The following is a 19,074-nucleotide window of genomic DNA, read 5'->3' as shown; positions in this document are numbered from 1 at the left end:
GCGGGGTCAAAAGCGGCAGAGCCCATGGCGCCGATTCGTGATGGACCCATGACCCCTCCACTCGGTCCCCGCTCGGCCACCGAGCCAGGGAGGATGGGCAGGTCCTCCGCACGGGCCCGCTCCCCCGTCGAGCCAGGGTGTCCACTTTTCCAAGGTGAAGGGACTCCTCCCTTCCTTCAGAGAGGTGGAGCATGGCAACGGCGACGCAGCAGAGAGCAGGCGTTGGATTCCTCGCGGGACCTCCGGTGAAGGTGAGCTGGGGCTCCATCTTCGCGGGTGTGGTGACGGCGCTCGGGCTGTGGATCCTGCTCTACGCCTTCGGCCTGGCCCTGGGGTTGTCCACCATCAACCCGCAGGACGTGGGCAGCGCGAAGTCCTCCGGCATCTTCACGGGCATCTGGGGCCTCGTCTCCCCGCTCATCGCCCTCTTCGTGGGCGGCATCGTGGCCGGCCGGTGCGCGGGCGTGCAGACGAAGTCGAGCGGTGGCATCCACGGGCTCGTGATGTGGGGGCTCACCACGCTGGTGGGACTGTGGCTGCTCGGCAACCTGGTCTCCGCCCTGGCGGGCGGGCTGTTCTCGGTCGGCAAGTCGGCCGCGCAGGCAACGGGCGCGGCGGTCTCCGCGGGAGCCTCGCAGTCCGGGAGCCTGGGCCAGGTGGCGAAGAGCTTCGGGTTGGATGCCAATGATGCCCTGCGCCCCGTCAACGAGCGCCTGCGCGCACAGGGCAAGCCGGAGGTGACGGCGGCGCAGCTCGAGGCCGCGACGAAGGACGTGGTGCGGACGGCGGTGCAGCAGGGACGGCTCGACCGGCAGGTGCTGGTGAGCTCCATCGCGGAGAAGACGGCCCTCTCGCGCGCGGACGCCGAGGACGTGGCGAACCGTGTCGAGGCCCAGTTCAACGCCGCTCAGGGCAAGGCGGGACAGGCGGTGCAGCAGGTCGAGACGGGCGCGCTCCAGGCGGCGGACGTCACGGGCAAGGCCTTCTGGGGCGTCTTCGGCGCGCTCTTCCTGGGGCTCATCTCCGCCATCCTCGGAGGCACCGTGGGCGTGAACAAGCGCCAGCGCATCGCCTCCGAGGGCGTGGTGGTGACGACTCCGCCCGAGGGTGGACTGCCGCCTCCGCGCCGCGAGGTGTATCCGTAGGCGTTCCGCGCAAGTCCCTGCCGTCCGCGGGTCCGGTACCTCCCCAGGTGCCGGGCCCGTTCGCAAGCGGGATACCGGGAGAGGCCCGGGTTCCTGCACGAAGCCTGGACAGCAATGCGGCCGGGCGTCCGTGTTGACGCGCTGTGCCGCTCCCGCCAGCAACCCCCATCGTGAGGCCTGGAACCACTCACCAGGAGGCAGCCATGTTCCAGCGCACGCAGTTGAGGGAAGGCATGACGGTTCGCAGCATCGACGGCGAGAAGCTCGGCAGGGTCTTCTCTCTCGGCGATGACGCGTTCCATATCGAGAAGGGCCTCTTCTTCCCGAAGGACTACCTAGTCCGATACGCGGACATCAGTGACATCCGGGACGGGGAGATCATCCTCATGCACGGCAAGGACAGTCTCCGGAGCCTGTCGGGCACGGACAAGTACGGCACGGCCAGCACCGGCCTCGGCACGAGCGCGGGTCTCGGCACGAACGCGGGTCTCGGCACGACCGGCCTGGCCTCGGACACGAGCCTGAGGGCGGACGCGGGCATCAAGGATCGCTCGTGGGAGGCTCGCCGCACCGAGGAGGTGGCCATCCCGGTACACAAGGAGGAGCTGGAGGTCACCAAGCGCGACGTCTCGGCCGGTGAGGTCCGCGTCCACAAGGACGTGGTGGAAGAGGTGAAGACGGTGGAGGTGCCCGTCCGCCGCGAGCGCGTCCGCGTGGAGCGCCGCGACGTCAATCCGGACCGGCCCGCCATGAACGCCTCCTTCAAGGAGGAGACGGTGGTGGTACCCCTGCGCGCCGAGGAAGTGGACGTCCACAAGCGCGCGGTGGTGGATGAAGAGGTGGTCATCCACAAGGACGCCATCGAGGAGGAGCGCCGCGTGGCCGAGTCGGTCCGCCGCGAGGAGGTGGAGATCAGCACGCCCGATGAGGATCTCCACAGCAAGCGCTCGCTGAACCTCACCCCCGACGACGATCCGCTCCTGCGCCGCTAAGTCCGCGGCCATTTCCCCTCTCCCCTCTTCCGGGGGGAGAGGGAGTGGATTTCAGTGCACGGCCCCGGCGGATTCCCGTGCTCGCTGGCCATGGCGCGGCAACCGCACGGTGAAGGTGGTGCCATCGTTCTCGCTGGAGCGTACCTCCACGGAGCCCCCGTGAGCCCGGGCGATCTCCCGCACGATGAACAGGCCCAGTCCCAGCCCCGAGGTCGGGTGGGCATCTCCCCTCACCGCGCGCCGGAAGGGCTCGAAGATGCCCGCCAGCAGCTCCCGGGGGATGGGCGGCCCCGCGTTGTGCACCTCCACGCGCAACGTGCCGCCCTCGTCGTGCAGCGAGAAGTCCACCGGTGTGTCCGCCGGGCTGTAGTCCAGCGCGTTCTTGCCCAGGTTGCCCAACAGCTGCGCCAGCCGATCCGGGTCCCACGCGCCCTGGAAGTCTCCCTGCGCGCGCAGCCGCAGCTCGCGATCCAGGTGGACGGCCTCCAGCTCCTCCAGCACGTGCCGGCAGAGGTGGCGGAGGTTGGCCGGCCTCGGCGTGATGGGGATGCCTCCCCCCAACCGCCCCCGCGTGAAGTCGAGCAGCTCGCTGATCATCCGCACCATGCGCTCGGTACTGGTGGTGATGCGGCGCACGGCCTTCAGGTGCTGCTTCACCACGCAATCCGAGCGCATCAACGCATTGGCGCTCAGGAGGATGGCGTTGAGCGGGTTGCGCAGGTCATGCGAGACGATGCCCAGGAAGCGCTCGCGGAACTCCGCCGCCCGGTGCAGCTCCTCCTCCTTGCGCCGGGCCTCGGTGACGTCCACCACCACCGCGCCCAGTCCCATCACCCGCCCATCCGGCGCACGCACCGGGAAGTAGTCCGACACCCAGTGATGGACGATTCCCGGATCATTCGCCGCCATGCCCCGGCTCTCGAGCCCTCGCACCGGCTCGCCCGTCTCCAGCACCCGCCGCAGCATCGGCTCCACCTGGGGAGCGTACTCCGGCAGCAGCTCGGTCACCGACCGCCCCACGTGCTCCTTCACGGACAGGCCGTTGGCCCGGGCCAGCGCCTCGTTGAGGTGCACATAGCGCAGCTCCGTGTCGAGCAGCGCCAGGCCCACGGGCGCGGCGGCCACCAGCGCGTCCAGCTGCGCCATCCGCTCCTCGGCCCGCTTGCGCTCGGTGATGTCCACCACCACCGAGCCCACCATGAAGACCTGGCCCCGGCGGTTCCACACGGGGTAGTAGCTCACCAGCCAGTGGCCCTGGCTCCCCGCGAGGCCCGGCGTGGTGCCCGTCACCTCGAGCTCCAACAGCGGCTCCCCGGTGTCGAGCACGTGCCGGTAGAGCGGCTCCACGGAGGGCGCCAGCTCCGGGAGCACCTCGTGCACGGTGCGCCCCAGCGTGCTCCCCACCGGGACGCCATTGATGGCGGCGAGCGCGTGGTTGATGCGGACATACCGCAGGTCCCGGTCCACGAAGGACAGGCCCACGGGAGCGGTGGCCAGCACCGTGTCGAGCAGGGCCAGCGCCTCGGCGTTGCCCACCTCGCGCAGCAGCCGCTCCGTCTCGTCGCGGGCGGAGAGCACCGCCCCGGCCAGCGAGCCATCCGGCCGGCGGATGGGCAGGGCGCTGCCGCAGAGCGTGCGCACCGAGCCGTCCGGCCGGCGCACCACCCAGTGGGCGCCCATCACCGGCACTCCCCTCAGGGCCCGGAACAGGGGCGCCTCCTCCCGCGACATGGGACGGCCCTCCACGGTGAGCAGGCTGGAGGCCAGCGGCCCCTCGAGCGCCGTCACCTCCTCGCGGCCCACCCCATGCAGCCGCTCGGCCTCGGCGTTGAAGATGCGCACCTCACCCCGCTCGTCCGCCATGATGATGGCGTCCCCGCTCTGCTCGATGACCATGCGCAGCAACTGCTTGCGCTCCTCCGCCTCCTCGCGCGCCGCGCGTTCGCGGGCGACGAGCCGGGCCTGGACGAGCAGGCCCGTGGCCCGCGTCACCATGGCCCGGAAGAGCAGCTTGTCCTCGTGGGAGAACTCGAAGGCCGTGCGGCTGCCCATGTGCGCCACGCCCAGCACCTCGCCGCCCTGCAACAGGGGCACGCCATAGAGGGCGCGAAGCCCATGGTCCCGCGGCACCTGGCTCCTCACCAGCGGGTCCGTCGACGCCGAGCGCACCTCCCGCGGGCGCCGCTCGGCGGCGATCGTCCCGGAGAAGCCCTCACCCACCCGCAGGCTGAAGCCGGACGTCACCAGCTCCTCCAGCCCCACCGAGGCGCGCACCCGGAGCACGTCCCCCTCGCGCAGCAGCAGCGTGACGGTGTCCACCGGCTCGGTCGTCTCCAGGATGACGCGCAGCAGCCTCGGCAGGAAGGTGTCCAGGTCCTCCGTGCCCAGCGCCGCCTCGGACAGCCGATCCAACGCCACCAGCGTCCGCGTGCGCGCCCGCGCATAGCGCGAGACGGAGGTGGTCACCGCCTCGTCGAACGTCCGGTTGAAGTACACCACCTCGTGCATCATCACGCCCGAGGCCCATGCCCCCATCGCCCCGAGGTGCCCCGCGTAGAGCTCGAGGACGCAGGCCCGCAGCAGCGCGTACTCCTGGGCCACCTGCTCCACGTCCAGCCCCACGTTCAACCGCTCGAGCGCATGCTCCTCGGGGAACCCACCGAGCGTCTTCTCCTCCCCGGTGTGCACCGTCTCCACCACCGCGGCCACCCGCTCCAGGAACTCGGGCAGGTGGTTGAGCAACCGGGGGCGGGAGAAGTCCTGGAGCACCGGCAGCAGACGCACCTCGCGCTCCCATAACTCCAGGATGCGGGCCGTGTTCTCCCGGATGAAGTCGCAGAGACGGATCCGACCCTCCACGCCTGGGACCTCGTGTTCAGCCATACCTTCAAGGATGTGTCGGCCTGGCCCGCCATGTCCGCCGGCGGGAACCCCGAGCCCCGGGCAGCGAGCCCGCCTGGCGGCCTACGCGCCCTGCTTCGAGCGGTTCGCGATCTCCCTCAGCGTGAGGCGCTTGCGCGACGGGTCCACCTCATAGAGCGCGATATGGTCCTCCAACAGGATGGAGCGGATCTCGACGGGCCGGACGAACCTCTGGGGCAGCGGTGCGGGCGTCTCCGGCCTCATGCGGGCCGCCACCGCGTCCAATTCCTCGCGAATGCGCTGGTACGTCTCCAGGGGCAGATGGGCGATCTGCCTCCAGGCGTTCGGACTCACTTCCACGGTGTATCTGGAGAGACTCTCGGGTCTACGCATTCCGTTGGCGCATCGAGCAGGAATCGCGCCAACTCACCTGTCTGTCCTCTTCAATACTTATCCCGAGGGTCGAGAGGCGGGCTGAAGTCTTTACAAGCACGAAGCGGAAAGATTTTCAGTCCGCCGCAGGAGGAGGTGTGCGATCAGGCGGGCGGGAAATCGAGGGGCCGCCCGCTCTTCCCGGGTCCCCGCGGATGTCCCCTGAATGACGGCCCTTCGCCTCCATGCGCTTGTCTGGGAGTCCGGCATGTTGCACGCATGAGCCGGACACCAGAACTTCACCCATGAGCCCACCTCCACCCCGTACCGGCACCTTCGAGCCCATCTCCGAGGACTCGCCCCGGGGCGGAGGGGACACGCTCGCGCCCGCGCGGTCCGCGGCTTCGTGGGAGCTGCCCCTGGGGCCACCCGTCGAGGGGGCGCCGTGAATTTCGACCCGCACGCCTCGGAGTCGCCGCCGCCCACCCTTGCGGATCTGCTGGAGCGCCGGCACGAGGACATCATCCAGCGGTGGACGGGGCGCCTGCGCGAGGGGCTCGCGCCCACGCCCCGGACGCAGGCGGAGCTGGAGGACCACATCGGCGAGTACCTGTGGGAGATGGCCCGGGTGCTGCGCCAGCAGACGGCCTCCGGGGCCGCGCCGATTCCGGAGTGGCTGCCGGTGGCGCGCGAGCATGGAAGCCAGCGGCTGCGCATCGGCTTCGACGTGCAGGCGCTGGTGCGCGAGTACCACGTGCTGCGCGAGTGCATCCTGGATCTGGTGGAGGAGACGGACGTGCGCGTCACCCTGGGGGAGGTGCGGGCACTGACGGCCTTCATCACCACGGGCATCGCCGAGGGGCTGGCCGAGTACCTGCGCCAGCGCGACGCCGTGCAGCGCCTGGACGAGGAGCGGCTCCGGGCCCTGCTGGACCAGGCGCCCGTGGCCATCTTCGCCAAGGACGCCGAGGGCCGTTACCTCTACGGCAACCGCTACCAGCAGCAGCTGGTGGGCCGCCCGCTCGAGGAGATATTGGGCCGGGACGACGCGGCGCTCTTTCCCCGGGCCCTGGCGGAGTCCCTGCGCGCCCACGACGCCCAGGTGCTGGAGGGCAAGACGCGCACGTTCGAGGAGGTGGTGGAGTTCGACACGGGCCCGCGCACGTACCTGTCCACGAAGTTCCCCCTGCCCGGTGGCGAGGGGCTTCCCTCGGCGCTCGGGGGCATCTCCCTGGACATCACCGCGCGCAAACAGGCCGAGCAGGCCCTGCGCGAGAGCGAGGAGCGCTTCCGCCTGCTGGTGGAGGGCGTGGAGGACTACGCCGTGTTCCTGCTGGACACCGAGGGCCGGGTCATCAGCTGGAACACGGGCGCCGAGCGCATCAAGGGCTACACGCAGCGCGAGGTGCTCGGCCAGCACATCGCCCTCTTCCATACGCCCGAGGACCGGGAGGCGGGGCTGCCCGAGCGGTGCATCCGGGCCGCGGTCACCCAGGGCCACTGCCGGATGGAGGGGCAGCGCGTGCGCAAGGACGGCAGCCGCTTCTGGGCGGAGATCGTCATCACCGCGCTGCGCGACGAGCACGGCGTGCTGCGCGGCTTCTCCAAGTTCACCCGCGACATCTCCCGGCGCAAGCGCGCCGAGCAGGTCCTCCGCGAGACGACGCAGCGGCTCCAGGCCATCCTGGAGACGGCGGTGGACGGCATCATCACCATCGACGAGCGGGGCCTCATCCAGCACGTCAACCCGGCCACCACGCACCTGTTCGGCTACACGCCCGAGGAGCTCACCGGACAGAACGTCAGCGTCCTCATGCCCGAGCCCTACCGCAGCGCGCATGACGGCTACATGGAGCACTACCTGCGCACCGGCGAGCGCCGGGTCATCGGCATCGGGCGCGAGGTGCAGGGCCGGCGCAAGGACGGCAGTGTCTTCCCCCTGGATCTCTCCGTCAGCGAGACGCTCCTGCCGCAGGGGCGGCTCTTCACGGGGGTGGTGCGCGGCATCACCGTGCGCAAGCGCGCCGAGCGCCACCAGGCCTTCTTCCTCGAGGCGGGCACCCTGCTGTCGCAGTCGCTGGACCTGGCCACCACCCTGAAGAAGCTCTCCTCCCTGGCCGTGCGGCACCTGTGCGACTACTGCATGGTGGATCTGCTGGGGGAGGACGGGCAGCTGCACCGCCTGGAGCTGGCGGCGCGCGACCCGGCGATGGACACCATCATCCAGCGCTCGCGGCCCTATCCGCCCGTGATGGGGGGCGACAGTCCCATGGCCCGGGCCCTGGAGCGCGGCGAGGCCGTGGCCGTGCCGGAGCTCACCCCCGCGTGGCTGGATGCGGCCTCCCGGAACGCGGAGCACCGGGCCCAGCTGGAGGCGCTCGGCCCGAAGGCGGTGGCGCTCGTGCCCCTGGTGGCCCGGGGCCGCAAGCTCGGCCTCATCAACCTCGCGTGGACGCGGCCCCGCACCGACGGCCTCGCCGAGGACCTGGAGGTGGCCAAGGGCCTGGCGGACCGGGCGGCCGTGGCCATCGACAACGCGCGGCTCTTCCAGGAGGCGCAGGAGGCCATCCGCGTGCGCGAGGACGTGGTGGCCATCGTCAGCCACGACCTGCGCAACCCCCTCAACGCCATCGCCCTGTCGGCCGCGCTGCTCGAGCGCGAGGCCGGCAACGAGCGCACCACGCGGACGGCCCACCGCATCGTCTCGGCGGCGGACCGGGCCAGCGGAATGATTCGAGACCTGCTCGACTTCACCCAGGCGCGCGTGGGGGGCGGCATTCCCATCCACCCCCAGCCCCTGGACTTCCACGAGCACGTGCGGCGCGTGGTGGACGAGGTGCGGCTGGCGTGGCCCGGGCGCCGCATCGGCTTCCAGGCCAGCGGCGAGGGCCGGGGCGAAGCGGATGAAGGCCGGCTGGCGCAGGTCGTCACCAACCTGGTGGGCAACGCCCTGCAGCACAGCCCTCCGGGCACACCCGTGCGGGTGTCCACCCGGGGCGAGGACTCGCACCTCCTGCTGGAGGTGCACAACGAGGGCCCCGCCATCTCCGCCGAGCTGCTGCCCACGCTCTTCGAGCCCTACCGGCAGGGAGCGGATGCGGGCTCGGGCAGGGGCAGCCTGGGCCTGGGCCTCTACATCACCCGGCAGATCGTCCTCGGGCACGGGGGCAGCGTGCACGTGCACTCCACACCCGAGGACGGCACCACCTTCACGGTGCGCCTGCCCCGCTCGCGGCCCCCGGCCTGAGGACTACGGGAGGGCCCGGGCGGACAGCCGCGCGCGCTCCAGCGCCTGGGAGCACAGCCGCGGCGCGACCCCCGGGGGAGGCCTCAGCGGCGCCGGTAGACGTGCAGGGGCGCGGAGAAGCCGTCCTGCTCCTCGTAGGCCACGCCGTCGAGCGTGAGCGTGCGGCCCTCGAGCTTCACGGCCGGGTCGCGCACCAGCGAGCCGTTGTCGAAGCGCACGAGGTACTCCGGCCGGGCCTCGCGCAGGTGCTTGCGGAAGGTCTCCCAGCGCACGCGGGCCAGCCGCTCATCCGGCAGGCCGGAGAAGAAGGCGAGTTGGAGATCCATGTAGCTGGGGTCCTGATCCACCACGGCCGCGCCGCCCCTGGGAGCCACCTCCTCCTTGAGGAAGCGGGCCACCTGCATGAGGGGCACCGGGTTGGTGGAGGTGGGGCTCACCGGACGGAGGCTGTCCTGCCAGCGGCCATCGGCGCGGAAGGTGTAGAGGCCCATGGCCAGGGGCACGGCCACCGCCAGCACCGAGCACACGGCGGCCACGGCCTTGCGGGCCCCGGCGCCGCGCACCGCCTCGAGGCCGGGGACGATGAAGGGCAGCAGCACGGCCAGCTCCGTCACCGTGAAGCGGCCCAGCGGCTGGAAGTTGAGCAGCACCACGGCGCGGAAGGTGAAGTACGCGGCGGGCACCAGCGCGGCCAGCACCAGCCAGCGCGTGTCCGGGCGCTCCTTCCACGAGCGCCACATGCCCACCATGCCCAGCAGCGCCACGCCCGGCGAGAGCGTCAGCAGCGCCACGCCCGGCCAGAAGCCCAGGCTCTCCAGCCGGTAGCGCCACTCGCCCACGCGGGCCACGCCCTCGCGCGTCCAGTCCGCGTGGAACTGCTCCACCGCGTGGATGGGGAAGAAGGGATCGCCATGCGCCATCTCGTTGCCCTGCATCCACAGCAGCGGGAAGGGCAGGCACAGCAGGCCGAAGCCCACCGCGCGGGTGATGGCCGCCACCCGGTCCTCGCCCCAGAAGAGCAGCGCCAGGGACAAGAGCGGCATGAACATCCACGCGTCGTAGCGCACGGCGCACGCCAGGTTGAGCACCAGGGCCGCCCCGAAGAAGGGCGCCATGCGGTTCTCGTCCAGCCCCTCGGCGATGAGCGCGAACACCCACAGCATGAAGAAGAGCGACAGGGCCTCGCTGGCCGCCGTGGTGGACATCTGCAGGTGCATGCCCCAGACGGAGAAGGCCAGGCAGGCCCACACCCCGGCGCGCCAGTCGAAGAGGCGCCGGGTGAGCGCGAAGAGCGGCACCACCGACAGCACCCCGAAGAGCAGGCTCACCAGCCGGCCCGCCAGCGCCTTGTCCTCCACCACCTTCAGCGCGGCCCCCACCACGTACAGGTGCAGCGGCCCGAACTGGTAGGCCCCATCCCCGTACGAGGTGATGAGGTGCGGCTCGCGCGCCCAGCGCTCGGCCAGCTCCGTGCGCGCCACCGCGTCGCCGTAGTAGTTCTCGTTGAAGGGCATCAGCACCAGGCGCGGCAGCAGCGCCGCGGCCAGCAGCAACAGCAGCAGCAGCCGGGTGCTCGGCTCCGGAGCCACATCGGGCACCGCGGAGAGGAGGGGAGTGGAGCCCGAGGGGCGTGGGGGGGCGGCGGGAACGGACGAAGCGGACGGCATGAGGGCGCGCAGAATACGCAGGCCCGGCCCAAAGCCAAGCAACCATGCCCTCGGTGTGGGTCCTTTCGCACCCACCCCTGGGTTGTCGGGTGGACAAGCGGGCGTGTAGCCTTCGCGCCGTCCGTATCCAAGCGGGCATCAAAGGGGGAATCACCCGACATGCTGTCTTCCCGTTCTCTGCGTCACGTCGTGCTGGCGTTGGCGGCCACCCTCGCGGTGGGCTGTGCGCCAAGTTTGAAGGTCAATGTCCTGCAGCCGGCCCGGGTCAACCTGGGTTCCTCCAAGCGGCTGACGGTGGTGCAGACCGAGGGCCGCAAGGGCGCCCGGGACTTCGTCATCGACGAGCTCACCCGGCAGGCGCGCACCGCGGGCTATTTCCAGGTGGCGGACCGCTCCGACGAGGGCATCGTCGTGAAGGTGGCCGGCCGCTCCGTGCAGATCCTCAGCACCGGCAATGGCCCGGCGCAGGGCCAGGATGAGATTGGCATCCGCATCGACGTCAACGACTGGGACGCCGAGAAGAAGACGGAGACCGTCAAGGACACGGACAGCAAGGGCAACACCACCGAGCGCGAGGTGAAGTTCTACGAGGCGAAGACGGTGGTGAGCGTCACCGCCTTCAACGCCTCGGGCAAGGCGCTGCTGGCCGAGGAGGAGTACGAGATGGTGGGCCGTGGCGAGGACAAGGACACCGCCCTCGGCAACGCGGCGCGCGCGCTGGTGAGCCGCATCCTCTTCGACATCACCCCCACGTACGTGACCAAGTACATCCGCATGGACGGGGACGACAAGGCGCAGAAGCCCATCATCGAGGTGGCCGAGAAGGGCAACGTGCCCCAGGCCATCACCGAGATGGAGTCCTACGTGCAGGGCAATCCGCAGAACCCGGCGGCGCTCTACAACCTCGCGGTGCTGCTGGACGCCTCGGGCAAGTACCAGGAGGCGCTGGACCTGTACACCAAGGCCATCTCCCTGTCGGCCAAGGACTACTACGTCGACATGAAGGCCGAGTGCGCCAAGCGCCTCGCCAATCAGCAGGCCCTGGCGCAGTAATCCGCCACGCCCGCTGACGCACCCACCGGGCCGTCCCCAGGGCACACCGTCCTGGAGGCGGCCCGGTTGTCGTTCAACCCTCGCCGTCTCTCCGGTAATGAAGTCGACTGGGGGCTGCTTCGACAGCGGGCACGGCCACCTGCGCCGGTCATGTTCATACGGCCCGTTCGTGGCCCGACGGCCTCCACGCACTCGACCCGGGAAGTGGGAGGCCCGCCATGACCGCGCGCGACACGTGGGCGGCGCAGGGGCACGGGTAGACTGGCCCCCTGCTTCGAGCCGCGCTCCATGCCCACTCCGCGCGGAGCATGAGGGAGGTGCCGCGTGTGCAAGTGTCGAGAGGCTCCACGTCCGGCGGTGAGCGCTCCCCGCTGGGTGGTGCTGCTGATGGGGACCGTGCTGCTCACTACCGGGTGCGCCACGCGGGCACCGCACCTCCTCCGCGGGGGTAGCCCCCATCGCGTGCGCGCTCTCTTGCGCTCGCCTCTGGTGCCGCCGTCCCTGGCACCCCAAGAGGCGGGCGGGCCGGAGCGGTTGCACCGGCGCCGCGGCGCCCGGGGGCTGGACACGGACACGAGCGTGAGCGCGGGCGAGGCGGCGGTGCACGGGGTGGCCAGCGGGGGGACTGTCTCCCAGGGCCCCGCCACCTGCGGAGGCCTGGCCGTGCCCCCGGGTTGGCCCGACTTCTCCTCCGGCGGCGAAGTGCTGCTGGCGCCCTTCCTCTCGTGCACCTCGCCCGCGGAATACGTCGCCCTGCAACAGCGTGTGGACATGCCCCGGCTGGTGGAGGCCCTGGACGAGTGGGGCGCGGTGCGGCTGGGCGCGCTGGGCCCGGTGCGTGAGGACGCCGCTGCCCTGTTGCAACGCAAGCGCGCCGCCTTCCTGGTGAGCACCACCGAGCGCTATGGCCCCTTTCACGCCGAGGTGTTCGCCCTCTACGTGCTGCACTCGGCCCACGACGATGAAGTGGACGCGGTGCTGCGGCTGCTGGCCCGGGACAAGCAGTTGGGGCAGACGCTGGCCCTCATGCCCGCCGTGCTCCAGGAGTTGGAGGCGCGCGGCTTGCCCCTCTCCCGCTACCCGGAGCGGGGCGAGCAGTCCGGGGACGTGCTGCGGGGCCTGGGCCGTGCCGCCCGGGACGCACTCACCACCAGCTCCCTGGTGGACGGCGGGCGCTACCTGGAATTGACGCAGAGGTGGGCGCACCTGCCCCCGCCCTACCAGCACGCCGCCCACGAGGTGCACCGGGCCCTGGCGTTGCGGCACCTGTCGCCAGGCAGTGTGGCGCTGGGCACCTTCGACTCCATGTCGTTCGGAGTGCCGCTGGGCTTCTACTCCCTGGTGGCGGGCACGGGGCAGGGCGTGTCCTCTCTGTCCCAGGGCCACTACGAGCAGGCCACGCGCGAGCTGGCACCCGTCCTGCTGCTGGGCACCCTGTATGCCGGCGGCAAGGGCCTGCGTGCCCTGTCCCAGGCTCGGGCCACGCTGGGGCCCCAGGCGGTGGAGGTGCGCCTGCGGGAGCTCGCGCGGCAGGTGGAGGACAGGCTGGGGGTGAATGGCCTGAAGGAGCTGGTCCGGGACATTCGCGCGAGCCGGGAGGCAGGCGAATTCGTGGCGGTGGGCGGCGTGGACGCCGCGCTGGCGCTGCGCGAGGCCGGGGGAGATGTGGCCCGGGCGCAGGCGCTCATGTCCCGGGCGCGGCCCGGTGCCACGGGCTCCGCGGAGGCGAGGAACACAGCGCGAACGAGCCCCGGGCAGGCATCCACCCTATTGGATGGCGCCGCACGCGCCACGCTCGAGGCCAGTGCCATGGAGCGCGCCGGGGGTCTGGCCTCCCTGGTGGACGAGGCGGCGGGCCTCACACGGGAGGTGGTCGAGGCCCGGCTGACGCTGGTGGAACTGGAAACCCCGGGTCCGCGTCTGCCCCGGGACGTGGCAGTGCTGGAGAAGCAGCGGCCCTCCCCCCATGCTCCGCCGCCTGGAGCCGAGGGCAACCCGCGTTGGCGGGAGTACGTCGCCTACTACGAGAGGCGTGTCGAAGAGCTCCAGCAGGGCAAGGCCACCCAGGGGCCTCTGCGCTGGGCCCACTACGAGCAGATGTGGGGATGGTTCACCCGGGGGCTGGCCTTCGAGCGCTTCATGGTGGCGTTGCTGGAGGCCGACGCCGCGCTGCCTCGGACCCAGCGCCGCTTCCTCGGGGCTTTCATCCAACCGCGTATCCTGCGCTCCGTGGGAGTCTGGAAGCCGGAGAGCGGCCTGCGCTACGCGGATGTGCTCGTCATCGAGGAGGGTGGGCCCACCGCGGGGCCCCCTCGCGTCGAGACCTTCAGTTTCAAGAGCCGTGATTTCTGGTTGCTGGACGCGAGAGAGTGGAAGGCGCAAATCGTGAGGGACGCGAGGGAAGCGCTCCAGAAGTACGGCGGGACACTGGACATCCGCCGCACCGCCCTCCAGCCTCTTCTTCGTGGAGGCAGCGAGGTGCCAGTCCAACGGGTCCGACTCGTCTACGAAGGGGGTGACCTCTTGCCTGAAGACACCAGAGCGTTGACGAAGGCCGTGAAAGACACCGACAAGAAGGTTCCGGGAGTGGAGGTGTCATTCCAATGAAGGTGCTGCATTTTCGCGAACTGAAGAAAGAGGACCGTCTCTGGTTCGAGTTCGAAGGCACCTTCGCTCCACGGGCGGCACGGGAAAACGAGTTGGAGCCCCTGCTCCAGGCGCTCGAGGGATGCGCCGACGGATGGATGCCGGACGTCGTCAAAGGCAAGCGGCAACGCAAGTACGCCCGCGCCGCATTCTGGAAGGCCTTGGAGGAGGAGCGTGAAGGAGACAACACGGTTGGATTCTACCGGACGCAGTGGCCCGCGTTGGACATGATGCTGGAGGTCACTCCCCCCCCCCGTCCACCCAGACTGGACATCACGATCAACCTGAAACCCCTCTCCTTCTTCTGGGACGCAGAGCGTTGCCGCCAATTCGTGGAGATGGTGCGTGCGTGGGCGTCCCATTACCCGGCCTCCCATGCCGTCGCCCACAGCAGTGATGACCTGGTACTGGCGGACTTTCCTGAATGCGGCCGTGACAAGGAGACCTCGTACAGGGACGGCTTCGACAAGGTGTACGAGGTGTGCTGGCTCAACGTCTTCGGCCCGAAGCTGGTGGAAACCGTGGGCCGCGAGCGCATGTTGTCCACGCCCGCCTGGCGGGTGGAGGAATTGCCCAACGGCTGTGTCCTGCTGGTGACGTGGCCCACGCTCGCGGACTTCGCCAGCCAGGAGGCACGCCTCGCCCAGGCCCGCGCGCATGCGCACCTCCGGCCGGACCTCGACTTCTCCACCCTGCTGCGCACCCTGCGTGAGCGCAGCGCCATGCTCGCCCCCGTGGAGCCCCACTTCCCCCCGGACCTGGCGCCACTCCTCTCGCGCGTGGTGGAGGCGGTCCCCAGTCACGAGCGTCAGCGCAAAATCGCCGAGCTCAACACCTGGCGGCCCCCCGAGCCCGAGGAGTGGCGCCCCGCGGAGTCCGCCCTGCCTCCGGACGTGGAAGACATCGAGCGCGCCCGGGAGCACTACAGCTACCTCGCCGAGCTCCTCGTGGCCCTGCTGCACACCCAGGTGCCCTCCATCTTCGACACCTCGCCCGAGTCCCTCACGGACGCCGACTCCCACTTCTGGCGCCGGGACTTCCCCACCCGGTACCCGCGCGACGTCATCGAGGAGCGCGCGGTCCCCTCCATCGGCGCCTACCTGGGCGAGGTGCTGGTGCGCCACCTGGGCGGCCAGTGGATACCCCGCAGGAACCTCGAGGAGGCCCAGGTGCGCGTGGGCAACCGCGTCTGGTTCCCCTTCGCGCGGGCCCGCCATTACATGCGCTCGCGCCAGTCCCTCCTGGACTGCTCCCTCACCCAGCTCTACCGCGAGGCCGAGCGCCACCGCACCTGAAGACCCGAGCAGGAACCATCGAACGACTGGCTCCGGTGATGTGTTACCGATCCGACGCGGACGCGCTGTCCCTTCGCACATGGCCCGAGGTACAGGCGGGCCATGGGGTAAGCGTGTCCGACAGGCCGCCTGAATGGATCCCTCCCCCCCGAGCACTCCCGCCCCCAGGCGCTCCCGCCGGCTGCCCCTGCCGGTGCTCGCCGGATTGCTCGCGGCCGGGCTCGCCGTGGTCCTCATCGCCACCCTCTTCCTGCGCTCCACCCGGCAGCTCGCCTGGAGCTCGGGCCGCGTGGCGCACACGCTGGACGTCATCAACGAAGCGGAGCTGCTGCTGTCCTTGATGAAGGACGCGGAGACGGGCCAGCGCGGCTACCTGCTCACCGGCGAGCGGCACTTCCTCGCCCCCTATGAGGAAGCCCGGAGCCGCATCCACCCCTCGCTGGAGCGCCTGCGCGCCCTCACCGCGGACGAGCCCCACCAGCGGCGGCGGCTGGAGGCGATGGAGTCGCGCATCCAACGCAAGCTCGCGCTGATCGAACGGACCGTGCGGCTCGAGCAGGAGGGCCAGTCCGCCGCCGCGCGAGAGACGGTCCAATCCGGCGAGGGCCAGCGGTTCATGGATGAGCTGCGCGTGCTCGAGCGGGAGCTGCGCGAGGAGGCCAAGGGGAGGTTGGAGCGGGAGAACGCCGGGCTCGCGGAGGCCGCCCGGAGCGCGAAGCTCCTCGTGCTCTCGGGCAGTGGCTTCCTGCTGGCCTTCATCGGGCTCACCGCCGCCTCCTTCGTGCGCGACATGCGCTCGCGGGAGCGCGAGAAGACCGAGCAGCTGCGGGCCGAGGCCGAGCGGCAGCGGGCCCGCTTCCAGAGCATCCTCTCGCAGGTGCCCGCCGCGGTGGGCGTCTACCGGGCGCCGGCTCAGCGGTGCGAGCTGGCCAACCCGGCCCTCCAGCGGCTGCACGGAGGCCGGACCTTGCTGGGCCGGACGGTGCGCGAGGCCCACCCCGAGCTCGTGGGCACCAGCCTCTTCGACGTCTTCGACGATGTCTTCCGCACCGGCCAGCCCTACTCGGCCGCCGGGCGCCGGTTGATGCTGGACCAGAACGGCGATGGCCAGCTCGTGGAGGGCTACTTCAACTTCACCTACCAGCCCCTGCTGGACGAGGCGGGCCAGGTGGAGGCCGTGCTGCTCTTCGCGGTGGAGGTGACGGAGCAGGTGCGGGCCCGGCAGGCGGCGGAGGAGGCCCTGTCGTACCGTCAGCGGGCGGAGGCCGCGCTGCGCCAGAGCGAGGCCCACCTGCGCCGGACCCTCAAGGCGGCCGAGGTGGGGGCCTGGGAGTGGGACCTGGGCAACCAGCGCATGGTGTGGACGCCCAACGTCGAGCCCATGTTCGGCATGGCGCCCGGCACCTTCCTGGGGACCGCGGAAGCCGCCCTGGCGCTCATCCACCCGGAGGATCGCGAGCGCGTGGCGCGCACGCTGGGGCAGTCGGCGCGGGAGCAGGGCGAGAGCGAGCACCAGCTGGAGTACCGCGTCCTGCGCGCCGACGGCGGCGTGCGCTGGCAGGAGAGCCGCGGCCGGGTCCTGTTCGACGAGCGGGGACGGCCCACGAAGCTGGCCGGCGTGGTGATGGACATCACCTCGCGCAAGGAGGCCGAGCAGCAGCAGCGCGAGTCCGAGGCACGCTTCCAGCTGCTCGCGGAGGCACTCCCCCAGCTCATCTGGAGGACGCGGGCGGATGGGTACACCGAGTACTTCAACCCGGGTTGGTTCGAGTACACGGGCCAGACGCTGGAGCAGGCCCGGGGGGACGGCTGGCTCCAGGCCGTCCACCCGGAGGACCTCGCGCACACGGAGAAGGCCTGGCGGCACGCCGTCTCCACGGGCGCGCCCTACTCCGTCGAGTACCGCCTGCGCCGGGCCGCGGACGGCGCGTACCGCTGGTTCATCGCGCGGGGGCTGCCCCTGAGGGAGGGGACGGGCCGCATCACGCACTGGTTCGGCACCTGCACGGACATCGATGACCAGAAGCGCGGGGCGGAGACGCTGCGCTTCCTCTCGGAGGCGAGCGCGGCGTTGGCGGCCTCGTTGGACCAGGCGGCCACGCTCGCGCAGGTGGCCCGGCTGGCCGTGCCGGTGCTGGCGGACTGGTGCATGGTGGACCTGGTGGGAGAGGACGGCCACGTCGAGCGCGTCGAGGTGGCCCACGCGGACCCCGCCCTGGCGGAGCTGGCGGACCGGTTGCGCCGCTTCCCGCCCGTGCAGAACCCCGAGCACCCCTCCGCCCGGGCCATGCGCCAGGACCAGACCATCCTCGTGGCGGAGGTGACCGGCGCCGTCGAGGAGCGCTCGGCCCAGGGCGCCGAGCACCTGGTGGCCATCCGGGAGATGAAGTGCCGCTCCATGATGTCCGTGCCCCTGCTGGCGCGGGGACGGACGCTCGGCGTGCTGACGTTCTTCACCACGGAGGCCTCCGGCCGCCGCTATGGGCAGGAGGACGTGCTGCGGATGGAGGAGGTGGCGCGCCGGGTGGCGATGGCGCTCGACAACGCGCGGCTCTTCGCCCTGGCGCAGGAGGAGCGCCAGCGCGCCGAGGAGGCCAACCGGCTCAAGGACGACTTCCTGGCCACCGTCAGCCACGAGCTGCGCACGCCCCTCACGGCGATGATCGGCTGGGTGAAGATGCTGCGCACCGGCCGGCTGCCGCCCGACAAGCACGCCCGGGCGCTGGAGACGGTGGACCGCAACACCCAGGCGCAGGCCCAGCTCATCGAGGACCTGCTGGACGTGAGCCGCATCATCTCCGGCAAGCTGCGGATGGAGACGCAGCCGGTGCACCTGGTGGACGTCATCCAGGCGGCGCTGGAGTCGGTGCGTCCCGCGGCGGACGCCCGGAGCATCCAGCTCCTGGCGGAGCTGGAGCCGGGCGAGGACGTGGTGATGGGGGACGCGGGCCGGCTGCAGCAGGTGGTGTGGAACCTGCTCTCCAACGCGGTGAAGTTCTCCCCCGGGGGCAGCCGCGTCCAGGTGCGGCTGCGGCGCCTGGAGGCCTCGGTGGAGGTGACGGTCGCGGACGAGGGGCCGGGGATTCCAGCGGACTTCCTGCCCCACATCTTCGAGCGCTTCCGCCAGCTCGAGGGCGGCACCACCCGGAGACATGGAGGCCTGGGCCTGGGGCTCGCCATCGTCCGCCACCTCGTGGAGCTGCACGGAGGCACGGTGCACGCCGCGAGCGAGGGAGCGGGCCGGGGAGCCACCTTCACGGTCCTCCTGCCCCCCGCCCAGCCCCGGCAGACGCAACCCGAGCGCCCCGCGCCGCCCGCCGTCCTCCCCGCCCACGCGGTGCTCGCGCGGCGGCGCATCATCGTGGTGGACGACGAGGAGGACAACCGCGAGGTGTTGAAGGTGATGCTGGAGGAGTACGGGGCGCACGTCGTCACCGCCGCCTCCGCGTCCGAGGCCCTCCGCGCCGTGCGCGAGGGAAGGCCGGATCTGCTCGTCTCGGACATCGGCATGCCGGGCGAGGACGGCTACCGGCTCATCTCCCAGGTGCGCGCGCTCCCGGCCGAGGAGGGCGGCGGAGTGCCCGCGGTGGCCCTCACGGCCTATGCCCGGGTGGAAGACAGAACGCGCGCCCTGACGGCGGGCTTCAACATGCACGTGGCCAAGCCCGTGGAGCCCGCCGAGCTGCTGTCCGTCCTCTCCAACCTCGTGGTGCTCTCGCCGGGGAGCCAGGAGTCCGGGTGACGCATCCCCTCCACCCCCTCCAGGCGAGCTCGCGCATTCACCCGCGAGGGGTT

At 71.2% G+C, this 19,074-nt stretch carries 11 protein-coding genes; 8 read left to right on the top strand and 3 right to left on the bottom strand.

Annotated features, from left to right (window positions below; genetic code table 11):
- The first annotated feature begins 191 nt into the window (after positions 1-191).
- Positions 192-1,145 (top strand): hypothetical protein, encoded by a 954-nt coding sequence (locus VFZ09_RS07120; protein WP_329726726.1) that lies wholly within the window; start codon positions 192-194, stop codon positions 1,143-1,145.
- 203 nt (positions 1,146-1,348) lie between these two features.
- Positions 1,349-2,137, top strand: a complete 789-nt coding sequence (locus VFZ09_RS07115; protein ID WP_329726725.1) for a YsnF/AvaK domain-containing protein — start codon at positions 1,349-1,351, stop codon at positions 2,135-2,137.
- 51 nt (positions 2,138-2,188) lie between these two features.
- On the opposite strand, the gene VFZ09_RS07110 is transcribed toward VFZ09_RS07115, so the two are convergent.
- Positions 2,189-4,996 carry a PAS domain-containing protein gene (locus VFZ09_RS07110; protein WP_329726724.1) on the bottom strand — a complete coding sequence of 936 codons (2,808 nt, stop codon included), beginning with the start codon at positions 4,994-4,996 and terminating at the stop codon, positions 2,189-2,191.
- 105 nt (positions 4,997-5,101) lie between these two features.
- Positions 5,102-5,359, bottom strand: coding sequence for a hypothetical protein (locus VFZ09_RS07105; protein ID WP_329726723.1), 258 nt, complete (start codon positions 5,357-5,359; stop codon positions 5,102-5,104).
- A 317-nt stretch (positions 5,360-5,676) separates the two neighbouring features.
- On the opposite strand from VFZ09_RS07105, the gene VFZ09_RS07100 reads away from it, so the two are divergent.
- Positions 5,677-5,820, top strand: coding sequence for a hypothetical protein (locus VFZ09_RS07100; protein WP_329726722.1), 144 nt, complete (start codon positions 5,677-5,679; stop codon positions 5,818-5,820).
- Entirely contained in the window at positions 5,817-8,618 is a 2,802-nt protein-coding gene (locus tag VFZ09_RS07095) for a PAS domain S-box protein (RefSeq protein WP_329726721.1), read from the top strand. The genes VFZ09_RS07100 and VFZ09_RS07095 overlap by 4 nt, the downstream gene beginning before the upstream one ends.
- Positions 8,619-8,701: 83 nt before the next feature.
- Here VFZ09_RS07095 and VFZ09_RS07090 read toward each other — a convergent pair whose 3' ends face one another.
- Entirely contained in the window at positions 8,702-10,285 is a 1,584-nt protein-coding gene (locus tag VFZ09_RS07090) for an ArnT family glycosyltransferase (protein WP_329726720.1), read from the bottom strand.
- A 159-nt stretch (positions 10,286-10,444) separates the two neighbouring features.
- Between VFZ09_RS07090 and VFZ09_RS07085 the strand changes: the two genes are divergently transcribed.
- From VFZ09_RS07085 to VFZ09_RS07070, 4 genes are all read left to right on the top strand, one after another.
- Positions 10,445-11,338, top strand: coding sequence for a tetratricopeptide repeat protein (locus tag VFZ09_RS07085; protein WP_329726719.1), 894 nt, complete (start codon positions 10,445-10,447; stop codon positions 11,336-11,338).
- A gap of 462 nt (positions 11,339-11,800) precedes the next feature.
- On the top strand, positions 11,801-13,945 hold the full coding sequence (locus VFZ09_RS07080; RefSeq protein ID WP_329726718.1) for a hypothetical protein: 2,145 nt from the start codon (positions 11,801-11,803) through the stop codon (positions 13,943-13,945).
- On the top strand, positions 13,942-15,279 hold the full coding sequence (locus VFZ09_RS07075) for a hypothetical protein (protein WP_329726717.1): 1,338 nt from the start codon (positions 13,942-13,944) through the stop codon (positions 15,277-15,279). The genes VFZ09_RS07080 and VFZ09_RS07075 overlap by 4 nt, the downstream gene beginning before the upstream one ends.
- A 133-nt stretch (positions 15,280-15,412) precedes the next feature.
- Positions 15,413-19,021 (top strand): PAS domain-containing protein, encoded by a 3,609-nt coding sequence (locus VFZ09_RS07070; RefSeq protein WP_329726716.1) that lies wholly within the window; start codon positions 15,413-15,415, stop codon positions 19,019-19,021.
- Positions 19,022-19,074 lie beyond the last annotated feature (53 nt).

Source organism: Archangium sp. (assembly GCF_036277355.1).
Taxonomy (GTDB): Bacteria; Myxococcota; Myxococcia; order Myxococcales; family Myxococcaceae; genus Archangium.
The sequence above is the reverse complement of the archived record's forward strand: the minus strand, read 5'-3'. Positions and strand labels throughout refer to the sequence as shown.

What these genes read in the sequence shown, in the direction of transcription:
- VFZ09_RS07115 (WP_329726725.1), top strand. Translation starts at nt 1,349, where the DNA reads ATGTTCCAGCGCACGCAGTTGAGGGAAGGCATGACGGTTCGCAGCATC.
- VFZ09_RS07120 (WP_329726726.1), top strand. Translation starts at nt 192, where the DNA reads ATGGCAACGGCGACGCAGCAGAGAGCAGGCGTTGGATTCCTCGCGGGA.
- VFZ09_RS07090 (WP_329726720.1), bottom strand. Translation starts at nt 10,285, where the DNA reads ATGCCGTCCGCTTCGTCCGTTCCCGCCGCCCCCCCACGCCCCTCGGGC.
- VFZ09_RS07075 (WP_329726717.1), top strand. Translation starts at nt 13,942, where the DNA reads ATGAAGGTGCTGCATTTTCGCGAACTGAAGAAAGAGGACCGTCTCTGG.
- VFZ09_RS07100 (WP_329726722.1), top strand. Translation starts at nt 5,677, where the DNA reads ATGAGCCCACCTCCACCCCGTACCGGCACCTTCGAGCCCATCTCCGAG.
- VFZ09_RS07070 (WP_329726716.1), top strand. Translation starts at nt 15,413, where the DNA reads ATGGATCCCTCCCCCCCGAGCACTCCCGCCCCCAGGCGCTCCCGCCGG.
- VFZ09_RS07085 (WP_329726719.1), top strand. Translation starts at nt 10,445, where the DNA reads ATGCTGTCTTCCCGTTCTCTGCGTCACGTCGTGCTGGCGTTGGCGGCC.